Genomic DNA, 18,260 nt, shown 5'->3' with positions numbered 1-18,260 from the left:
TATTTCTTTTTTATTACAATTTGGTATTTATATTGTTCTATCAAATCTTTTTTCTAATACGCTCACTTCCTCCCTAATAAAAAACGTCCCTACGCAAATACGTAGGGACGACAAAAAATATCGCGGTACCACCCTAGTTATGAAGATACAACAAAAGTAAGACCTAAATAAAAAACGCCCCTACGTAAATACGTAGGGACGATAAAATATCGCGGTACCACCCTAGTTATGAAGCCACACCAAAGTTAGGACCTAAATAAAAAACGTCCCTACGTAAAATACGTAGGGACGATATATATCGCGGTACCACCCTAGTTGTGAAAAAATCTTCACCACTTTATTTGATAACGGTATGAACTACCGTCTTTCATTTCCTCACAATGTGAAATTTATGAAAGATGCTCCAGGACGAACTTCATGAATAATCTATATACTGATTCACACCAACCATCAGCTCTCTGAAATAGGGAGATTTTCACTACTATACCCTTTCATTGCCCAAATATTATTTTCCGAATTGATTACTATCATTTTTATCATACATTAAAAATAGTGTCAACTTATATTTTGAATTTTTATGTATTACATTCTATTTAAAAATTCAAAATATGACTTTTAAATGAATAGTATTAGAACATTTATGGTTTATACTGTATTAACTTCTCTAGCAGGTTTATAGTAGTATACGATGAATGCAAGACAGCACGAGTAGGAGGAAAGGATTTTGTCTACTTCAAAAGTTTTAAAAGGCACTGCTTTATTAAGTGGTGCAACAATGATTTCACGAATTTTAGGTTTTATATACTTCTTCCCTTTTCAATTATTAGTTGGAACGCAAGGGGTCGCTTTATACGGATATGCATACTCTTGGTACGGTATTTTATTAAGCTTTTCAACAGCTGGTATTCCTATTGCCGTCTCCAAATTTGTTGCAAAACATAATGCGCTCGGTGATTATAGTACAAGTAAAAAATTATACAACTCTAGCGTAAAATTGATGTTATTTATGGGCTTTTTAGGATTTTTAATTTTATTTATTGGAGCACCATACATATCACAATTTATTATTCGTTCTAAAACACCGAATCCAAAATTTATTGCCGACGTAACACTTACAATGCGAGCATTAAGTTTCGCGCTTATTATCGTACCAGCTATGAGTGTTACACGTGGTTATTTCCAAGGTTTTCAGCATATGAAACCAAGTGCTGTATCTCAAGTTGTAGAACAAATCGCACGTGTCGTTTTCATTTTAGTTGGTAGTTTTATCGTCTCAAAACTATTAGGAGGTTCAGTAGCTTCTTCTGTTGCAGTTGCTACATTTGGTGCTGTTATCGGGGCACTTGCAAGCGTCTCTATTTTAATGATGTACTGGAAAAAATATAATGGATTAAAACCTCCTGAAGGCGAGCTAAAAACAAGAGCATCAAACATTCCGTTAAGAAGTATTTATATGGAATTACTACGTTATGCAATTCCAATTGTATTTGTAGGCATTGCAATCCCGCTCTATACGTTAGTAGATCAATATACCGTAGCTGATGTCCTTAGAGCAATGGGAGAGCCTTTAGAAACCGCGAATGCCGTTTTCGCTTATATAACGAACTATGCACAAAAGTTAATTATGATTCCAGCTTCACTGGCAACTGGATTCTCATTAACAATTATTCCGGCTATAACGAAATCATTTACAAGCGGGAAGCTAGATGAATTACAAGGACAAATTTCAAAGATATTTCAAGTATTGTTATTTTTCACTATCCCAGCAGCATTCGGTTTAGCTAGTATCGCTTACGATGCATTCCGCATGGTTTATGTAAATCCTGAAATTGCACTTGGTGGATCACAATATTTAATTTCATTTGCACCTTCTGCTGTATTAAGTGCGATTTTCACAGTTTCAGCTGCTATATTACAAGGAATTGATTATCAAAGAAAAACAATGATTGCATTCTCAGTCGGTATTCTCGTTAAAATTGTGGTGAACACACCGCTCTTACATTTATTCGGTGGACATGGTGCTGTACTTGGAACAATTCTTGGATATCTCGTTTCAAATATTATTATGCTGTACTGCATCGTTAAGTTTGCGAAATTCAAAATTGGTGAAACAGCAAAAACAGTATTTCTAATTACGCTTTACTCCGCAGCAATGTCTGCTGTTGTAATTGCATTAAGAGCATTTATAAGCTGGATTATTCCTGGCCAATCTTATATAGAATCACTGGTCATTGTGTTTATATGCGCATCAGCAGGAGGACTTGTTTATCTTTTATTCGTATTAACGAGTGGACTTGCTTCACATATTCTCGGTAATCGTATTCAACGTTTGCCTGTATTAGGAAAGTTAGTAAAATAAAAAAGAAGAGATGTAACTCGTTGTTACATCTCTTCTTTTTTATTTTGCATATTGAATACGTTTTTGTTGTTCAGCAATATTTAATTCTGGAGCATATTGTTCTACTAAATGTAATACCTCTTCGATTAACATTTCTAACTCCTGTACACTATACTCCGGTTCCCCTATCAACGTATTCGCCATACGCTCATATAGATTTTCAGGTTTAATACTCATTCGTTCCACATTATATGGCATCCATTTAAATGCAGGATGCTGCACATACATTCGATTCAGTCCAAACAAGACCCCAAATATATTTCTTTGTACTTCACAAATAACCTCATAAAGCATAAGCCAATCTTTTCGTTTCAAAAGAGCCTCTCGATTATGCCAACGATTGCTTAACCAAAGGTTTTCTGAAATCATCCTTTTCGCCAGTTCTTCTGGATATACTTCAACTCTATCTTTTAGAGCATGTACTTTCACTTCTCCATACAAACTCACTCCATCATGAACCGATGATACAATACATTGTTTCTCATAATTTATATCATACTGCTCTATAACTTCTGAAATAACCTTTTCTACTGTCACTGTTAAAAAATTACTAACCTCTAGTTTAATTCCTTCTTTCGTCAAATATGTTTCCGACCATTCTTCTTCCTCGTAAGGATAATATGACAAAATCGTTCCACCAATATTGTTAATAGGTCCTTGACGATCCTCATCCTCTGGCGGTGCTGACCATAAAATATGTAATTCAATATCTGAATGTTCATCTTCTAACTTTCTTGCTACAGAGCCTGCTAAAATAATAGCTTCTACTTTCGAATTTTGCCTATAAATCTCTGACATTTCTATTGCTTTCTCTAGTAATCCCATTTCATTTCCCCCTAAAGCTGTAACATTCATATTTATTTATATATTTAAATACCACATCCTATAATTCCTTTACAACTTACACCTTTTCAAATCTCACTAATTCATATTTCTACCCAATAACGCTGAATAATTTCACCAGTATGAGTAGAAATCACTTCATTTTCTAACACACCGCCAACCTTTTGAATTGTTTTAGCAGAACCAATATTTGCTTTGTCACAAGTTATTAACACTTTCTCCAAACCTAATTTTTCCGCTTCAGCTAATGAAAGTTGAAGTTGTTTAGTAGCGTAACCTTGGCGACGTTTATTAGGATGCACACTATAACCGATATGACCGCTTTCCAGCAATAATTCTGGATTTAATCGATGTCTAATATTCACAAAACCTATAAGTTCTCCTTTTTCAAAACTTACAAATTGACTAGATGGCACTCGATTGGGTGGTAAGTTTTCTCCTATTTCTTGTATACTCACTTTTGCAAACCATTCATCAAGAGAATCAAAATTTTGTAAAGAACTACTACCGTGTGGTTGTTCCTCAGCATGTAAAAATGCCGCCCGATACTCCATGATCTCCCCACTATGTTTATGTATTGGCTTTAATAGTTTCATTGTGCTTCTCCCCTCTTAATAACCTAAAACAAACACCTTAATAGCTCTATTTCACTATTAAGGTGTTTTCATCACTTTTATTCAAATAGCCCCATACTTAAATAACGTTCCCCTGTATCCGGTGCAATACACAATACTTTTTTACCCACGCCTAAACGCTTCGCTATCATAATTGCGGCGTAAACAGAAGCGCCTGAAGATGGCCCTACTAGTAATCCTTCTTGTCTTGCTAAGTTCCTCATTGTCGTTAATGCCTCTTCATCTGCAATTTGAATAATTTCATTATACACTTCTGTATTTAAGTTTTTTGGAATAAACCCTGGGCTTGTTCCTACTAGTTTATGAGGGCCTGGAATACCACCAGATAACACTGGTGATCCTTTCGGTTCTACTACTGCAATATATAAGTTTGGTAGTTTCTCTTTTAAAGTTTCACCGGTCCCTGTAATTGTTCCACCTGTTCCAGCAGTTGCTACAAATGCATCAAGCTCTCCATCCATTTGTTCATAAATTTCAAGTGCAGTCGTATAACGATGAACATCCGGATTTGCTGGGTTTTCAAATTGCTGCGGAATAAAACTATTTGGAATTTCTTTTTGTAACTCTACCGCCTTCGCAATTGCTCCTGGCATTCTTTGTTCTGCCGGTGTTAAAACTACCTCTGCTCCGTATGCCTTCAATAAATTAATACGCTCTTTGGACATATTGTCTGGCATAATTAAAATAGCTTTATATCCTTTAGCAGCTGCATTCATCGCTAAACCAATTCCTGTATTTCCACTCGTCGGTTCAATAATTGTATCACCTGGCTTAATGAGACCATGCTCCTCAGCAATATGAAGTAAGTTATGGGCAGCACGATCTTTCACACTACGTGATGGATTAAACATTTCCAGTTTTACATACACATCCGCTGCGTCTTCTGGAATAAATTTAGATAATCGAACGACAGGTGTATCTCCTATTAATTCTGTAACGTTTTCACATACTTTCATAGCGTATCCCCTATTCTATCGTTTTCTTATCATTTGGCAGTAACCATGAAGTTAGCCCAATTAATGGTAAACAACTACATAATAGCATAATAAACTGAAGACTATACATATCAGCTAATTTCCCAAGGACTACAGCACCTAATGCTCCGAGGCCAAACGCAAGGCCGACAATTAATCCTGATACCATCCCTACTTTTCCAGGAACAAGCTCTTGTGCGTATACAACGATTACACTAAAACTACTAGAGCTAATAAATCCAATGCATAAAAATAACGGTACAACCCACATAAGAGAAACGTGCGGTAACAATAATGCCAGCGGCGCTGAACCGAGCATCGAAAAGACAATGATTTTTTTCTTACCGAATCGATCCGCTAGCGGACCACCAAAGAAAGTACCTAATACACCCGCAATCATAAAAGCGAAGACGAAATACTGTGCATTTTTTATAGATAAACCGTAATGCTCTATTAAATAAAATTGATAGAAATTCCCGATACCAGCACCGTACCAAGAACGTACGAATGTTAGAAAAACAAGAAGTATAATAACAAATTTAATGTGCGTACTTACAATCGCATTTTCAGCCTCAAGTGCAGCCCTCTTTTTCCTTCTTACAGCACCAGTCGCTAATTCATTTTTATACCAATTTGATACGGAAATTAACAATACAATCCCTACCGCTGCGAACGCAGTAAAACCTAGAGAACCAATTTGACCTAGTGGAACGAAAATGAGCGCTGTAAAAATAGGTGCTAGCGAATTCCCTGTATTTCCTCCCACTTGATAAATCGCTTGTGCTAAACCACGTTTGGCACCTGCCGCCATATAAGCAACTCGGGCACCTTCTGGATGAAAGACTGCGGAACCTAATCCAATAAATAAAACAGAAATAATAACAATAATAAAATTCGGGGCAAACGCGAGCCCAATCATCCCAAGCATGCTCGAAAACATACCGAGTGGTAATAAAAATGGTGATGGCTTCTTATCTGAATACATACCAAAAACCGGTTGCATAATCGATGACGTCATATTTAACGCGAACGCAATCCACCCTACTTGCATGTAGGATAAATTCATCGTTTTTTCCAAAATAGGAAACAACGCCGGCACAACCGCTTGCATCGAATCATTTAAAAAATGTCCGAAACTAATCGCAAATAATATTCGATATATTGTCGGTGTTTCCGCTGCATTTTTTTGTGAAACTGCCTGCATATATGAATCGCTCCTTCCTGTACAAAATATATATTTATTACAGTACGTGTAATAAATTCTGACTTTTGAAACATTTCTATTCTATACTGGTTTCGTGTTTTTATCCAGAAATACAACTTCTAATAAAATATATTTTTTCTATATGTTTTATCGGATTTATTTATAGAAATTTTCTATATTTTCTTTTATACTAAATCAGAGATGAAGGGAAGGATGACAACTATGAAGAAAAAAACAAAAGGAATCGTTGCACTCTCAATTACATTATCTATGTTTTTGGCAGCATGTGGTCAAAAACAAGAGGCAACAACTACTGGGGAAAAGAAAAAGGAATCTTCAAAACAAGTATTAAACATTGTAGAATCTGGGGAAATTTCTACACTCGATTCATCTATCGCAACCGATGGTTTTTCTTATGCTGCATTAAACAACGTAATGGAAGGCTTATATATGCCTGGACCGGATAACAAACCTGTTCCTGGGGCAGCTGAATCATACAAACTAAGTGAAGACGGAAAAACATACACATTTAAATTACACGATTCAAAATGGTCAAACGGTGATCCAGTTACTGCTCACGATTTTGAATATGCATGGAAACGTGCCGTAAATCCAGAAACTGCTTCTGAATACGCACACATCATGTTCGATATTAAAAACGCTGAAAAAATAAACAAAAAAGAATTGCCAATCGATTCATTCGGTGTTAAAGCACTTGATGATAAAACGCTTGAAGTACAGTTAGAACACCCTGTTCCATACTTTTTAGGTTTAATGGGATTCGCAACATTTTATCCTCAAAACAAAAAAGTAGTAGAAGCACAAGGGAAAAACTACGGACTTGAGGCTGCAAATGTAGTTTATAACGGACCATTCCAATTAAGTGAATGGAAACATGATACAAGTTACAAAATGACAAAAAACCCGAACTACTGGGATAATAAAAATGTGAAATTAAATGAAATTAATGTGAATATCGTGAAGGATACTTCAACAGCTGTTAATTTATTCGAAAGTAAACAAGTAGACCGTATCACGATAAATTCTGAGTTTGTCGACAAATATCAAAAGGATCCAAGCTTAAAGAAAATGGAACGCCCTTCTGTGACGTTTTTCCGTTTTAGTCAAAAGAATCCTTTATTAGCAAATAAAAATGCTCGAAAAGCCATTTCTCTTGCCTTTGATAAACAAGGAATCGCAACAACGATTTTAAATAACGGTTCCATACCTGCGAATGCCTTCGTTCCAAAAGGATTCGTAAAAGGTCCTGACAATAAAGATTTTCGTAGTACAAGTAATGTAAAAGTTGAAACAAATGTGAAAGAAGCAAAAAAACTATGGGAAACTGCGAAAAAAGAAACAAATTTACAAAACGCTTCTCTTTCAATCATAACAACGGATGAGTCTAACGATAAAAAAATTAGCGAGTTTTTAAAGGGTGAACTTGAGAAAAACTTACCAGGATTAAAAATTACGTTACAACCACTTCCAGTAAAAGCGTTTCTAGACCGTGAAGAAAATGGTGACTTTGAAATTTCACTTTCTACATGGGGACCAGACTATCCTGATCCTACAACATTTTTAAATATGTTCGTCACAGATGGACCTTTTAATAAAATGAGTTACTCAAACAAACAATACGACGAATTAATTGAAAAAACGAGCTCTACTTTAGCAACTGACTTACCAGCACGTTGGAAAGCGTTCCAAGATGCTGAGAAAATTTTAATTGAAGACGATGCAGCCATTGCTCCAATTTTCCAATCAGGGCTTGTATATTTAGAACGACCATCAGTAAAAAATGTTGTTGTTCGTCCATTTGCAGGAGTCTATTCTTATAAGTGGGCTTATAAAGCAGAATAAGAAAAAGGCGATCCTAAAACATATTAGGATCGCCTTTTCTATTAAATAGCAAAGCGCTTATACTTCTCGTAATCACTCGTCTTACATTCTAGTGCCATTTTTGTACCTTCGTTTTCATAACTCGTAGATAAAACGTGTGCATGATTGTTGAAATACGAAACTACCTGTCCTTGATCATATGGAATTAACATTTCACACTTCGTATACTCTTTATAAATGTGTGAGCGAACCATTTCTACAAGCTCTTCAATTCCAACATGTTTCTTCGCAGATAGATAAACGCGATCTTCTTGCACGTTCGGAATTTCAACATCTACCATATCTGATTTGTTATATGCATAAATCGTCGAGATATTTTCCACGCCAATTTTCTTTAACGTTTCATTTGTAATATCAATTAATTGCTCATAATTGGGATTTGAGTAATCTACAACGTGAATGAGTAAATCTGCTTCCGCCACTTCCTCTAACGTTGAACGGAATGCTTTCACAAGATGATGCGGTAATTTACTTACAAATCCAACTGTATCCGTTAATAAAAATGATTTATTATCTGGCAAATCAATATTTCGTACAGACGTCTCTAACGTCGCAAATAACATATCTTTTTCAAATACTTGTTTCTCTACAGTACCATTAAAAATTTCAAGCATCGTATTCATTATTGTTGATTTCCCTGCGTTTGTATATCCAACTAATGACACAACAGGTACTTCATTTTTCTTGCGTTGCTTTCGCTGCGTTTGGCGCTGTGCAACAAGTGCTTCTAATTCTTTATTTAGAGCTGCAATTTGTTCTTCAATTTTACGACGATCTAATTCTAGTTTCTTCTCACCGACACCTTTATTTTTCGTGCCAACTCCCCCGCTTTGTCTTCCTAAAGATTCACGAAGACCGATTAAACGAGGCATCATGTACTGAAGATGAGCCACTTCTACTTGCAACTGCGCTTCTTTCGTTTTCGCACGCTGCGCAAAAATATCTAAAATTAAAATGGTACGATCAATTACTTTACAATCTAAATCCTCTTCTAAATTTCGAATTTGTGAAGGCGATAATTCATCATTAAAGATGACCATATTTGCATCTGCTTCTTTCACATACGCCGCTACTTCTTCAATCTTCCCTTTTCCAATATAATGCGACGGATTTACTCGTTGTAAATTTTGCGTCACTTGACCGATTACTTCCACATCACAAGCTTCCGTAAGATTTGCTAACTCTTCCATAGAATATGCAAAATCAGCTTCTTTACCTAAATTTACTCCAACTAATATTGCTCTTTGTAATAATTCTTCCATATATTTATTCCTCCATTTCGATTACGCAAAATAAAAAACACAGGTTACTGCCTGTGTTTTCGTAAACGGATAAGGGTTCACCAAAGAAATAGAAGAAAGCAGTGCTTTCGTCCTATAACATGGTCAAAAAGTCCCAAGATAGTATAAGTAGCCAACAAGTGTTCACCTATATATCACCCCATTCTATTTATAAAGGCAAAACAAAAAGAGGGCGTATTCGTCCCTCCCTCTTTTCACGTATAAGCTTAATAAAGGGTTCCTTTAAAATAGGCAGACCAATCCCGTTCACTCTGTACACAGACAGAGCCTTTGAGCGCTATTCAATTATTGGCACAAAGTATTGAGACGTAATCTGATTAAGATCAAAGGAAGCCCCTCCGTTCATTTTAAGTTACATAAAGTGTAGCATAAGTAATTCGCTTTCACAAGATGAAACCACCTATAGAGACAGAAAGAAAATCTTTGTATTTTTACTTTAATCGTCATTTTTTGCGAGTTCTTCTCACAATAAGAATCGCAATAGCAATTATCAGTAACACACCTATAGAAATGATAACAAGCTGTCCCCATCTAAAACCGTTAACCATATTCCCTTTTAAACTCACTTTCTTCGTTGGAACAGACTCTTTTGCAATATGACTTAAAGCCGTTTTCTCTACCTCTGCCTCATCTAATCTCTTCGTTCCACTGCAGATAGATGTCTCTAACTTTTCTTCTCCTCTGTAAGAAGAAAAGACTAGGTACTCTCCTCCCTTTGCAAAAGGAAATGCACAGCTACTAACACTTGTATATATAATAATTTGCGAAGAACTTGTCCCTTTCCAAATGTTCTTCACTTCAAATAATATTTTAATTCCGCCTCCATCTTTCTCTTGAACTTCTAACACCTTACCTTCAAACACCACATCATTTTTTTGAAATGCATCCTCTGGAGATTTTTTCATACAGTCACAAGCATAAGATTTACCTGGAAAAACAATAAGAATAAAGCCACAAATAATGACAACAGGCAACATGTGCAAAATTCTTTTCAAGGAGCTCAACTCCCTTCATTCTCAATTTTGGAAGCTTCTCGTATATTATTTTTACGCCACTCGCCAAATTCCTCCACAGTTAATTAAACATTATCGTTTTCATACAATAAAAGTCTTTATTGACATTTTTATAACCTGATATTAGCATCAGGTTATAAAAATAAGTTAGGAGATGTTCCTATGAATTCTAAATCTCGTATTACTGCAATTGGTACTTATGTTCCAGATCAAATATTGTCTAATAACGATTTAGAAAAGATAGTCCATACGAATGACGAATGGATTGTACAAAGAACTGGAATGAAGGAAAGAAGAATCGCTGGTGAAGAAGAATACTCCTCTCACTTAGCCATTAAAGCAATCGAAAACTTATGTACAACGTATAAGAAAAACTTAGAAAATATTGACTGCATTATCGTCGCTACAACAACTGCTGACTATGTCTTTCCTAGCGTTTCTTGTCAAATACAACAACACTTCAATATCCCTCATACACTTGCTTTTGATTTAAACGCTACTTGTGCTGGCTTCACATACGGACTACATGTCGGTAATAGTTTAATAACTGCTGGTACCCACAATAAAGTATTAGTCGTAGCGACAGAAACATTATCTAAAGTAACAGACTACACAGATAGAACGACCTGTATTTTGTTTGGTGATGGTGCTGGAGCTATTTTATTAGAAAAAGACGATAACAATCCAAGTTTTATCGCTACCCACATGGGAACAAACGGTGAAGGCGGCATTCATCTATACAGAACAAATTTATCTACTACTATGAATGGTACACCACTGCAAACAAACGAAAAGATCGTTCAAAACGGAAGAGAAGTATATAAATGGGCCGTACGAACTGTACCACTCGGCATAAAAGAGCTATTACATACCGCAAATATGCAAATAGATGATATTGACTGGTTCATACCACATAGCGCTAACTTACGAATGATTGAATCTATTTGTGAGAAATCCGAAATATCTATTCAAAAAACATTAACTAGCGTGGAATATATGGGGAATACATCTTCCGTCTCCATTCCACTCGCTTTAGATTTAGCTAGAAAAGAAGGAAAATTAAATAATGGAGATACACTTTTACTGTACGGATTTGGTAGTGGACTTACGCATTTAGGTCTTATTGTGAAGTGGGATTTAAATTGAGTGTATTAAAAGAGGTTCTAGGGAGTAACTAGAACCTCTTTTTGATTTTATGAAATTAACTTATAGGAATTATCAAAAACCTTTTCCATTTAATTTCTTTCACCTGTCCGAGACCATATCACAACAGGAATAAGTAATAAGGCTATAGCCCCTCCCGCTAATGATAATGCCGCATAACTTGAATTAGCTACCATCATTCCTGACATTGCTCCACCAGAAGCTCCTGCCAATGCAATAAATACATCTACTTTCCCTTGTGTTTTTGCACGTGTGGAAGGGGTTGTAGAGTCAACGATTTGTGCTGTACCACTAATCAATCCGAGATTCCATCCTAATCCAAGTAAAGAAAGAGCAACAATTAATAATAGTAAAGAATCACTCGGCGCTACCGCAGCTATGACACCAGCTGCTAGTAAAATCACTCCACCAGCTATACTCATCGTAGTTCGGCCAACTTTATCAATTAACATTCCTGTAACGAGAGATGGAAGGTACATTGCACCTACATGAAAACCAATCACAAGCCCTACTGCACTTAATCCATGACCGTGGTGTCCCATGTGAACTGGAGTCATCGTCATAATCGCAACCATCACTATTTGAGTAAGTATCATAACGATTGCTCCAACAGTAACACCACGCTTATTTTCTGTCATTTCTTCTGTTACTGGTTGCCCTTTATATGTATGTTCTTGTTTATATGTTTCTATTATGTTAGCAATAAGTAACGGATCTGGACGAAGCATAACGAAAAGTACCAGACCCGCAAGTATAAATGCTGCTGCTGATAAGATGAACGGTCCAGCAAGGTTAGGAATTCCAATTGAATGGGCAAAATCTCCCATTACGCCTACTAAATTCGGCCCCGCTACCGCACCAAAAGTCGTCATTACCATTGTAATACTAACAGCAGTTGCTCGCTGCTTCTTATCTGCTAAATCGGTACCAGCATAACGAGCTTGTAAATTTGTAGCTGTACCTGAACCATATATAAGTAAAGAAATAAGTAAAAGAATAATACTATTTGTTAATGCTGCTAATACAACTCCAATAGCCCCAAGTCCACCTACTATGAATCCTGTTGCAAGACCAACTCGGCGTCCATATCGTTGCGAAAGCTTTCCTACTATGAAAGCCGCCACCGCAGATCCCAACGTAAACATAGCAGACGGCAATCCTGCATATGCATCTGTCCCAAGCATTTGCTGTGCAAGAAGTGCACCTACTGTAATTCCAGCAGCTAAACCGGCACCTCCAAACATTTGTGAAATACTTACGATTATTAACGTTCTTTTATATAATTTTTGTTGCTCTTCTTCTGTATACATATGGTTACTTATTGAAGCATCCGCCTTACCTAGCATTTTCTCACCTACTTTATAAAATGAATTTCTCTTGTTAATATTTCATTTTCATTCTTCCCTTTAATTCACAAAGATTTTCTAACCAGACTTTATCATTATTTTAGATAGAAATCTAGAACATTGCACCGAAATTGACTTTACTAATTTTAATAATAAAAGATATTATAGTCATAATTTAGAAGAATTGAATCTAGAATTCCATACTAACTTTTCTCTTTATAAATAAACACTAATATTTCTAGTAATAACTAACGATTAAACAATTGAGCTTTCACTCCATATTTACAATACTAATAAACAAAAAAACACAAATTTTCACTTGTGCTTTTTTGTTTATTTTTATTTTTATTTTTCATCAAAGGTTATCCTTAAGAAAATCCGTAATTTCTCGAATTGTAGCTTCGTTTCTCCGGTAGTATGTCCACTGACCGTGCCTTGTCGATTCTAATAAACCGGCTTTTTGCATCATAGAAAGATATTGTGAAATGGTTGATTGAGAAAGATTAGCTTTTTCTTGAATATCCCCTACACACACACCGCCTTTTTCATTAATATTTTTTGATAAATGTGCTGATGGTTTATCAAAATGTTTCTCTGGTTCTTTCAACCATTGCAAAATATTTAAACGTGTATCATTTGAAAGAGCTTTAAAAATTTCGATTCTATTCATATCCCCATATTAATCGGCTATTTACGATATGTCAATTTGTCTAGTCATGTGTTTGATTTTTAATTTTGACATATCGAGAATTATAAAACATGGAGGTAATAAAAGTGAATGTAAAACATAATCGAGCATTAGCTTTATTAACATTGGCTATTTCAGCATTTGCCATCGGTGTCACAGAATTTATAAGCGTTGGCCTACTCCCTTTAATTTCTAATGATTTAGCTGTTCCTGTTAGTATGGCGGGACTAACTGTCACTGTTTACGCGTTAGGTGTAACAATCGGTGCTCCCGTACTAACTTCGCTTACAGCGGGGATACCTAGAAAAAAATTGTTATTATTAGTCATGCTTGTCTTTATAATTGGGAACGGTATATCCGCTCTTGCTCCGAATCTCTTTGTATTATTAATAGGGAGAATTATAGCCTCTTTTTCACATGGTGTTTTCATGTCCATTGGTTCATTAATGGCCGCTTCATTAGTTCCAGAAAATAAACGAGCACAAGCAATTTCTATTATGTTTTCTGGTCTTACTATTGCCACTGTTACCGGTGTTCCTATCGGTACATTCATCGGTATACAATTCGGCTGGAGAATGGCCTTCTTATTTATTACAATTATCGGCGTCATTGCATATATTTCAACACTTTTACTTGTGCCCAAATCCGAAGAAAAAGGCACACCTTCAAAACTAAAAGATTTTAAAGAATTATTTACAAATACAAGATTATTATTAGTATTTATTATAACCGCTTTTATTTCGAGCGGAACATTCACAGTATTTACTTACCTTTCTCCACTGTTACAGGATGTCACAATGTATTCTTTAAATAGCGTAACAATTATTCTTTTCCTCTATGGGGTTATGATTGCAATCGGAAATTTAATCGGTGGAAAGGTGACGAATACTTACCCCATACACTCCTTATCAAACATCTTTATCTTTCATACGGTTGTACTCTTATTGTTATACTTTGCAGCTCCATTCAAAATTCTTGGTTTAATAACTGTAGCTTTAATGGGATTATTCGCCTTTATGAATGTTCCAGGACTTCAATTATATACTTTGATTTTAGCAGATCGTATTTCTCCTAAAACTACACATGTAGCTTCTGCTATAAATATTGCTTCTTTTAATATAGGGATTGCAACTGGTTCTTATATTGGTAGTATAATTATTGAACATAGCTCAATCATACACATAACATGGATAGGAAGTTTACAAGTTTTCATCGGATTAATCCTCACCCAAATCAGTAAAAAACTGGATCCGAAACTATTGTAATAAATAAAAATAGGCTGATATTCAAAATCTATTCAAATATCAGCCTATTTCTTAATATGAGTGATATTTATTACTACAACTCTTCCACTACCCCCTTCTTTCTTCTACTAATTCGAAGTCCCCATTCCCAAAACAACAAACTTACTAAAGCACATACTAAAATAACTGGAACACTCGCTTTATATAAATCAGTAAAACTCATAGCCATCTTATTTTTGGCATACCGACTTACATCTTTTGAAAATGCGAGTACTTCTCTCTTTATTTTCTCTTCTTGTTTTTCAACCTCTTTTGTTACTTGACTCGCAATTTCTTCTCTTTTTATATCTCGATATTCTACTGGAACTCCCCTTAATGCTTCATCCACCTTTTGGTGAATTAATTCATCTTTTTTTCCTTTACTTAACCCAACAAATATTTCATTTTGTTTCTTTTCTACATTTGTTTCTATACTTTGTTTCTCTATTTTTTCTTTTGTTACTTGTAAAATCTCAGCTTGCTCGGCACTATCCACATGAATATTCCGCACTCTTTCTTCTGCATAACGATATACATTCTCTTTATTTACAGATAAGTTGTGTGTTAAGTTAGATACAAATATCGCTACTGCTAATACAATACCTACTTGACGTAACATCGATACGACAGTTTGAGAAGCAGTTAATAATTCCCCTTCAAACGAAGATGCACTTAAAACTGTAATTGGCCCCACTACTAAACCATATCCAATACCTAATATCATGCATGGAATAATAATTTCTACATTTGTTGAATTAACTTCAATCATTTGCAACCAATAATATGCTAAACCCATAACAAGGAACCCTGACAAAATAATAGTCACTTTCCCAAGTTTTTTAATTAAAGTTGCTGCAACAGGTGAGATAAAAAATATCATAGCTGAAATAGGTGTCACTAAAAAAGCAGCTTCAATTTCCGTTCGGTGTTGTATTTTTGTCAGGAAAGTTGGAAGCAATACAGTAACTCCAATTAAAAATAAATTACTTAATACAACAACGATAGATGCTCCTACAAACATCCTATCTTTAAATAGTTTTAAATTCACCATTGGATTATGAATCTTTCTTTCCACTAAAACAAATAGAACAAGAGAAATAATGCTAATTGCATAACAAAACAAAGCAATATTACTTTGCCATCCCCATGTATTACCTTTTACTAGTATGAGAGTAAATGAAAAAATTGCTGAGCTACTTAATAATAGTCCTATCCAATCTATTTTTGAGATAATACGTTCTTCATTTTTTACTTGTAACATAATACAGCATAAAATGATTCCTATTATACATATGGGAACATTGACGAAGAACACCCATCTCCACCCTAAATTTTGCGTAATAATTCCGCCTATTACTGGCCCCATCGCAGCTGACAATCCTTGTGTTACTCCTAAAATTGCAAGAGCAACATGCCTCTTTGCTAATGGCATAGCTGATACACCCATTACCATACTTGTTGGAAATAATATTGCTGCCCCAATACTTTGTATAAAACGAGAAAAGATGAGAAAATCGCCTGTATTAGCAAAAGCGCAAAGTATTGATCCACCACCAAAAATCACCAAACCAATAATATACATCTTTGCTTTTCCAAAAATATCAGCTATCCGTCCTAGAGGAATGGCGAGTACTGCAATCGTCATTGTATAAACATTTAATACCCAAGACATCTTTTCTAATGAAGTATTTACACTCGATTGTATTGCTGGTAAAGCTATATTCATAATCGTTGTATCAATCATACAAAGAAAAATACCTAGACACATTAAAAAGACAATCTTAATCCCCTTTGATTGCTCCATGTTTATCTACCCCTTTATTTATTGTGAACGTGTTTTTCATTCTTTTGTTTTATTGCTTTCTTTCACTTCTAATTGCTGCAACTTCCTCTTCAACGTCTCTACTTGTGCACTATATGATGCAATACCTACATCGAGCGAAATTTCTTCAACGAAAGTAATACCTTCTCTCCATCTTTCATATTTCAAACGAAGATCCGCAATGTATGCTTCTTTCCTTTCAATTTCGTCTTCAATCCATTTTTTTATCGCCTTATCATCACTATAATTACCAAAATACATCCTCATTAAAAAATCTGAACGTAAAACGTCTTTCTCTACATCCGTTTGCATGTATTGATAAAACTCTTCACGCCCTTCATCTGTAATAAAGTACATTTTCTTATTCGGTTTCCCTTCTTGCATAACAACCTCTTTTTTTATTTTCCCCTCTTTTTCTAATTGTCTTAAAGTTGGGTAAATCATTCCAAAGCTTCCATCAAAAAAGTAAGTAAATACATCCTCAAACACAATTTTAATATCATAACCAGACAATTCTTTTTCCATTAATAAACCTAAAACAACATCTCTTCCCTTCAAAATAAGACCCCCACACAGTATATAATCAATAATCATATTAACAATGTTAATATGATTATTGATTATATACCTTATTCTGTAAATTGTAAAATGTTTCTAACTAAAAAGGCTGTCCTGTAATTTGGTTTTACCAAATTACAGGACAGCCTCCCTTCATATTTTCTATACAAACCTTTTTAATTTTTAACCCCTACATCTTGCATAGGTTCTATTTCCTTTTTCTTTCCTTCTTTTATTTCATAATAATAAGAAGGTAATTCTATACCATGCTCTACGAAATAATCCTCAATTAATGAAATAATCACTTTCAATGTTTTCAAACGGGCGTATAATTTATCATTACTCGCAATAATATTCCATTTAGCATTCGGCTTATTTGTTTCTTCAAACATATCTTCCATTGCTTCGACATACTCATCCCATTTTTCCCGATTACGCCAGTCTTCATCTGTAATTTTCCATCTTTTAAGAGGATTGTTCTCTCTTTCTTTAAATCGTCTCAACTGTTCTTCTTTACTAATGTGATAGAAAAACTTCCCTATTATGTAATGATCATCAGTTAATAGTTTTTCGAAATCATTAATTTCACCATACGCCCTCGTCCACTCTTCTTTTGTGGCGAACCCTTCAACACGTTCAACTAATACACGACCATACCATGAACGATCAAAAATAGTAATTTGCCCGTACTGAGGAAGTTTCCGCCAAAAACGTTGCAAATAATGATACCGTTTTTCATGAGGAGCAGGTGCTCCAATTGGATTTACTTGGAATCCACGCGGATCAAGATGCTCAGTCACCCGCTTAATCGCTCCACCTTTTCCAGCTGCATCCCAGCCTTCCATAACAAGCATAACAGCTATTTTTTCTTCTTTTAAAATTTGCTGTAGTGCTAATAAGCGCATTTGATATTTTTCGAGTTTCTTATTGTACTTAGATTTAGAGTCCACTCTTTTTGTTAAATCTATACTAGCAAGATGCTCTGTTTCCATAAAACAAATCCCCCTTATTATATGACAATGTTATTTTAACATATTTATTGGTAATTTTTTCATATTCATATTCCTTTTAACTAATACTCGTACCCCTCCACCTGTATCTATCTTTTGTAAGTTGGACGCTTCTTTAT

15 protein-coding genes and 1 other annotated feature are annotated in these 18,260 nt (G+C 35.1%); of the genes, 4 read left to right on the top strand and 11 right to left on the bottom strand.

The window, feature by feature from the left end:
* Positions 1-281: 281 nt before the first annotated feature.
* Positions 282-504, bottom strand: a binding site (T-box leader).
* 220 nt (positions 505-724) lie between these two features.
* Entirely contained in the window at positions 725-2,359 is a 1,635-nt protein-coding gene (locus FT637_RS09785; RefSeq protein WP_193646084.1) for an oligosaccharide flippase family protein, read from the top strand.
* 39 nt (positions 2,360-2,398) lie between these two features.
* On the opposite strand, the gene FT637_RS09780 is transcribed toward FT637_RS09785, so the two are convergent.
* The 4 genes from FT637_RS09780 to FT637_RS09765 all read right to left on the bottom strand — a co-directional run bounded on the left by FT637_RS09780 (position 2,399) and on the right by FT637_RS09765 (position 6,054).
* Positions 2,399-3,223, bottom strand: a complete 825-nt coding sequence (locus tag FT637_RS09780) for a DUF4037 domain-containing protein (RefSeq protein WP_193646083.1) — start codon at positions 3,221-3,223, stop codon at positions 2,399-2,401.
* Positions 3,224-3,324: 101 nt separating this feature from the next.
* Complete coding sequence (locus tag FT637_RS09775; RefSeq protein ID WP_193646082.1) at positions 3,325-3,837, bottom strand: GNAT family N-acetyltransferase; 513 nt, start codon at positions 3,835-3,837, stop codon at positions 3,325-3,327.
* Between the two features lie 77 nt (positions 3,838-3,914).
* The gene (gene cysK, locus FT637_RS09770; RefSeq protein ID WP_193646081.1) at positions 3,915-4,832 is read right to left on the bottom strand and encodes a cysteine synthase A; all 918 of its coding nucleotides are present in this window, start codon (positions 4,830-4,832) and stop codon (positions 3,915-3,917) included.
* A gap of 10 nt (positions 4,833-4,842) precedes the next feature.
* Positions 4,843-6,054: an MFS transporter gene (locus tag FT637_RS09765; RefSeq protein ID WP_193646080.1), complete on the bottom strand. Its 1,212-nt coding sequence runs from the start codon at positions 6,052-6,054 to the stop codon at positions 4,843-4,845.
* A 222-nt stretch (positions 6,055-6,276) separates the two neighbouring features.
* Here FT637_RS09765 and FT637_RS09760 point away from each other — a divergent pair, with 222 nt between their 5' ends.
* A complete protein-coding gene (locus FT637_RS09760; protein ID WP_193646079.1) occupies positions 6,277-7,917 on the top strand; it encodes a peptide ABC transporter substrate-binding protein in 1,641 nt (546 codons plus the stop codon).
* A 41-nt stretch (positions 7,918-7,958) separates the two neighbouring features.
* On the opposite strand, the gene hflX is transcribed toward FT637_RS09760, so the two are convergent.
* Positions 7,959-9,218, bottom strand: a complete 1,260-nt coding sequence (gene hflX / locus FT637_RS09755; RefSeq protein ID WP_193646078.1) for a GTPase HflX — start codon at positions 9,216-9,218, stop codon at positions 7,959-7,961.
* A gap of 482 nt (positions 9,219-9,700) precedes the next feature.
* Complete coding sequence (locus tag FT637_RS09750; protein ID WP_193646077.1) at positions 9,701-10,252, bottom strand: cobalamin biosynthesis protein CbiN; 552 nt, start codon at positions 10,250-10,252, stop codon at positions 9,701-9,703.
* 180 nt (positions 10,253-10,432) lie between these two features.
* Here FT637_RS09750 and FT637_RS09745 point away from each other — a divergent pair, with 180 nt between their 5' ends.
* Complete coding sequence (locus FT637_RS09745; RefSeq protein ID WP_193646076.1) at positions 10,433-11,416, top strand: ketoacyl-ACP synthase III; 984 nt, start codon at positions 10,433-10,435, stop codon at positions 11,414-11,416.
* A gap of 89 nt (positions 11,417-11,505) precedes the next feature.
* Here FT637_RS09745 and FT637_RS09740 read toward each other — a convergent pair whose 3' ends face one another.
* Both FT637_RS09740 and FT637_RS09735 read right to left on the bottom strand, forming a co-directional pair.
* Complete coding sequence (locus FT637_RS09740; protein WP_193646075.1) at positions 11,506-12,780, bottom strand: MFS transporter; 1,275 nt, start codon at positions 12,778-12,780, stop codon at positions 11,506-11,508.
* A 355-nt stretch (positions 12,781-13,135) separates the two neighbouring features.
* Entirely contained in the window at positions 13,136-13,450 is a 315-nt protein-coding gene (locus FT637_RS09735) for an ArsR/SmtB family transcription factor (protein WP_193646074.1), read from the bottom strand.
* Positions 13,451-13,539: 89 nt separating this feature from the next.
* On the opposite strand from FT637_RS09735, the gene FT637_RS09730 reads away from it, so the two are divergent.
* Positions 13,540-14,733, top strand: coding sequence for an MFS transporter (locus tag FT637_RS09730; protein WP_193646073.1), 1,194 nt, complete (start codon positions 13,540-13,542; stop codon positions 14,731-14,733).
* Positions 14,734-14,806: 73 nt separating this feature from the next.
* Here FT637_RS09730 and FT637_RS09725 read toward each other — a convergent pair whose 3' ends face one another.
* The 3 genes from FT637_RS09725 to FT637_RS09715 form a co-directional block, all read right to left on the bottom strand.
* Positions 14,807-16,555 (bottom strand): MFS transporter, encoded by a 1,749-nt coding sequence (locus FT637_RS09725; protein ID WP_193646072.1) that lies wholly within the window; start codon positions 16,553-16,555, stop codon positions 14,807-14,809.
* Between the two features lie 36 nt (positions 16,556-16,591).
* Entirely contained in the window at positions 16,592-17,131 is a 540-nt protein-coding gene (locus FT637_RS09720) for a PadR family transcriptional regulator (protein WP_193646071.1), read from the bottom strand.
* 176 nt (positions 17,132-17,307) lie between these two features.
* Complete coding sequence (locus tag FT637_RS09715) at positions 17,308-18,123, bottom strand: polyphosphate kinase 2 family protein (RefSeq protein ID WP_193646070.1); 816 nt, start codon at positions 18,121-18,123, stop codon at positions 17,308-17,310.
* Positions 18,124-18,260: the final 137 nt, after the last annotated feature.

Source organism: Bacillus cereus, assembly GCF_015071065.1.
Taxonomy (GTDB): domain Bacteria; phylum Bacillota; class Bacilli; order Bacillales; family Bacillaceae_G; genus Bacillus_A; species Bacillus_A cereus_BA.
The sequence above is the reverse complement of the archived record's forward strand: the minus strand, read 5'-3'. Positions and strand labels throughout refer to the sequence as shown.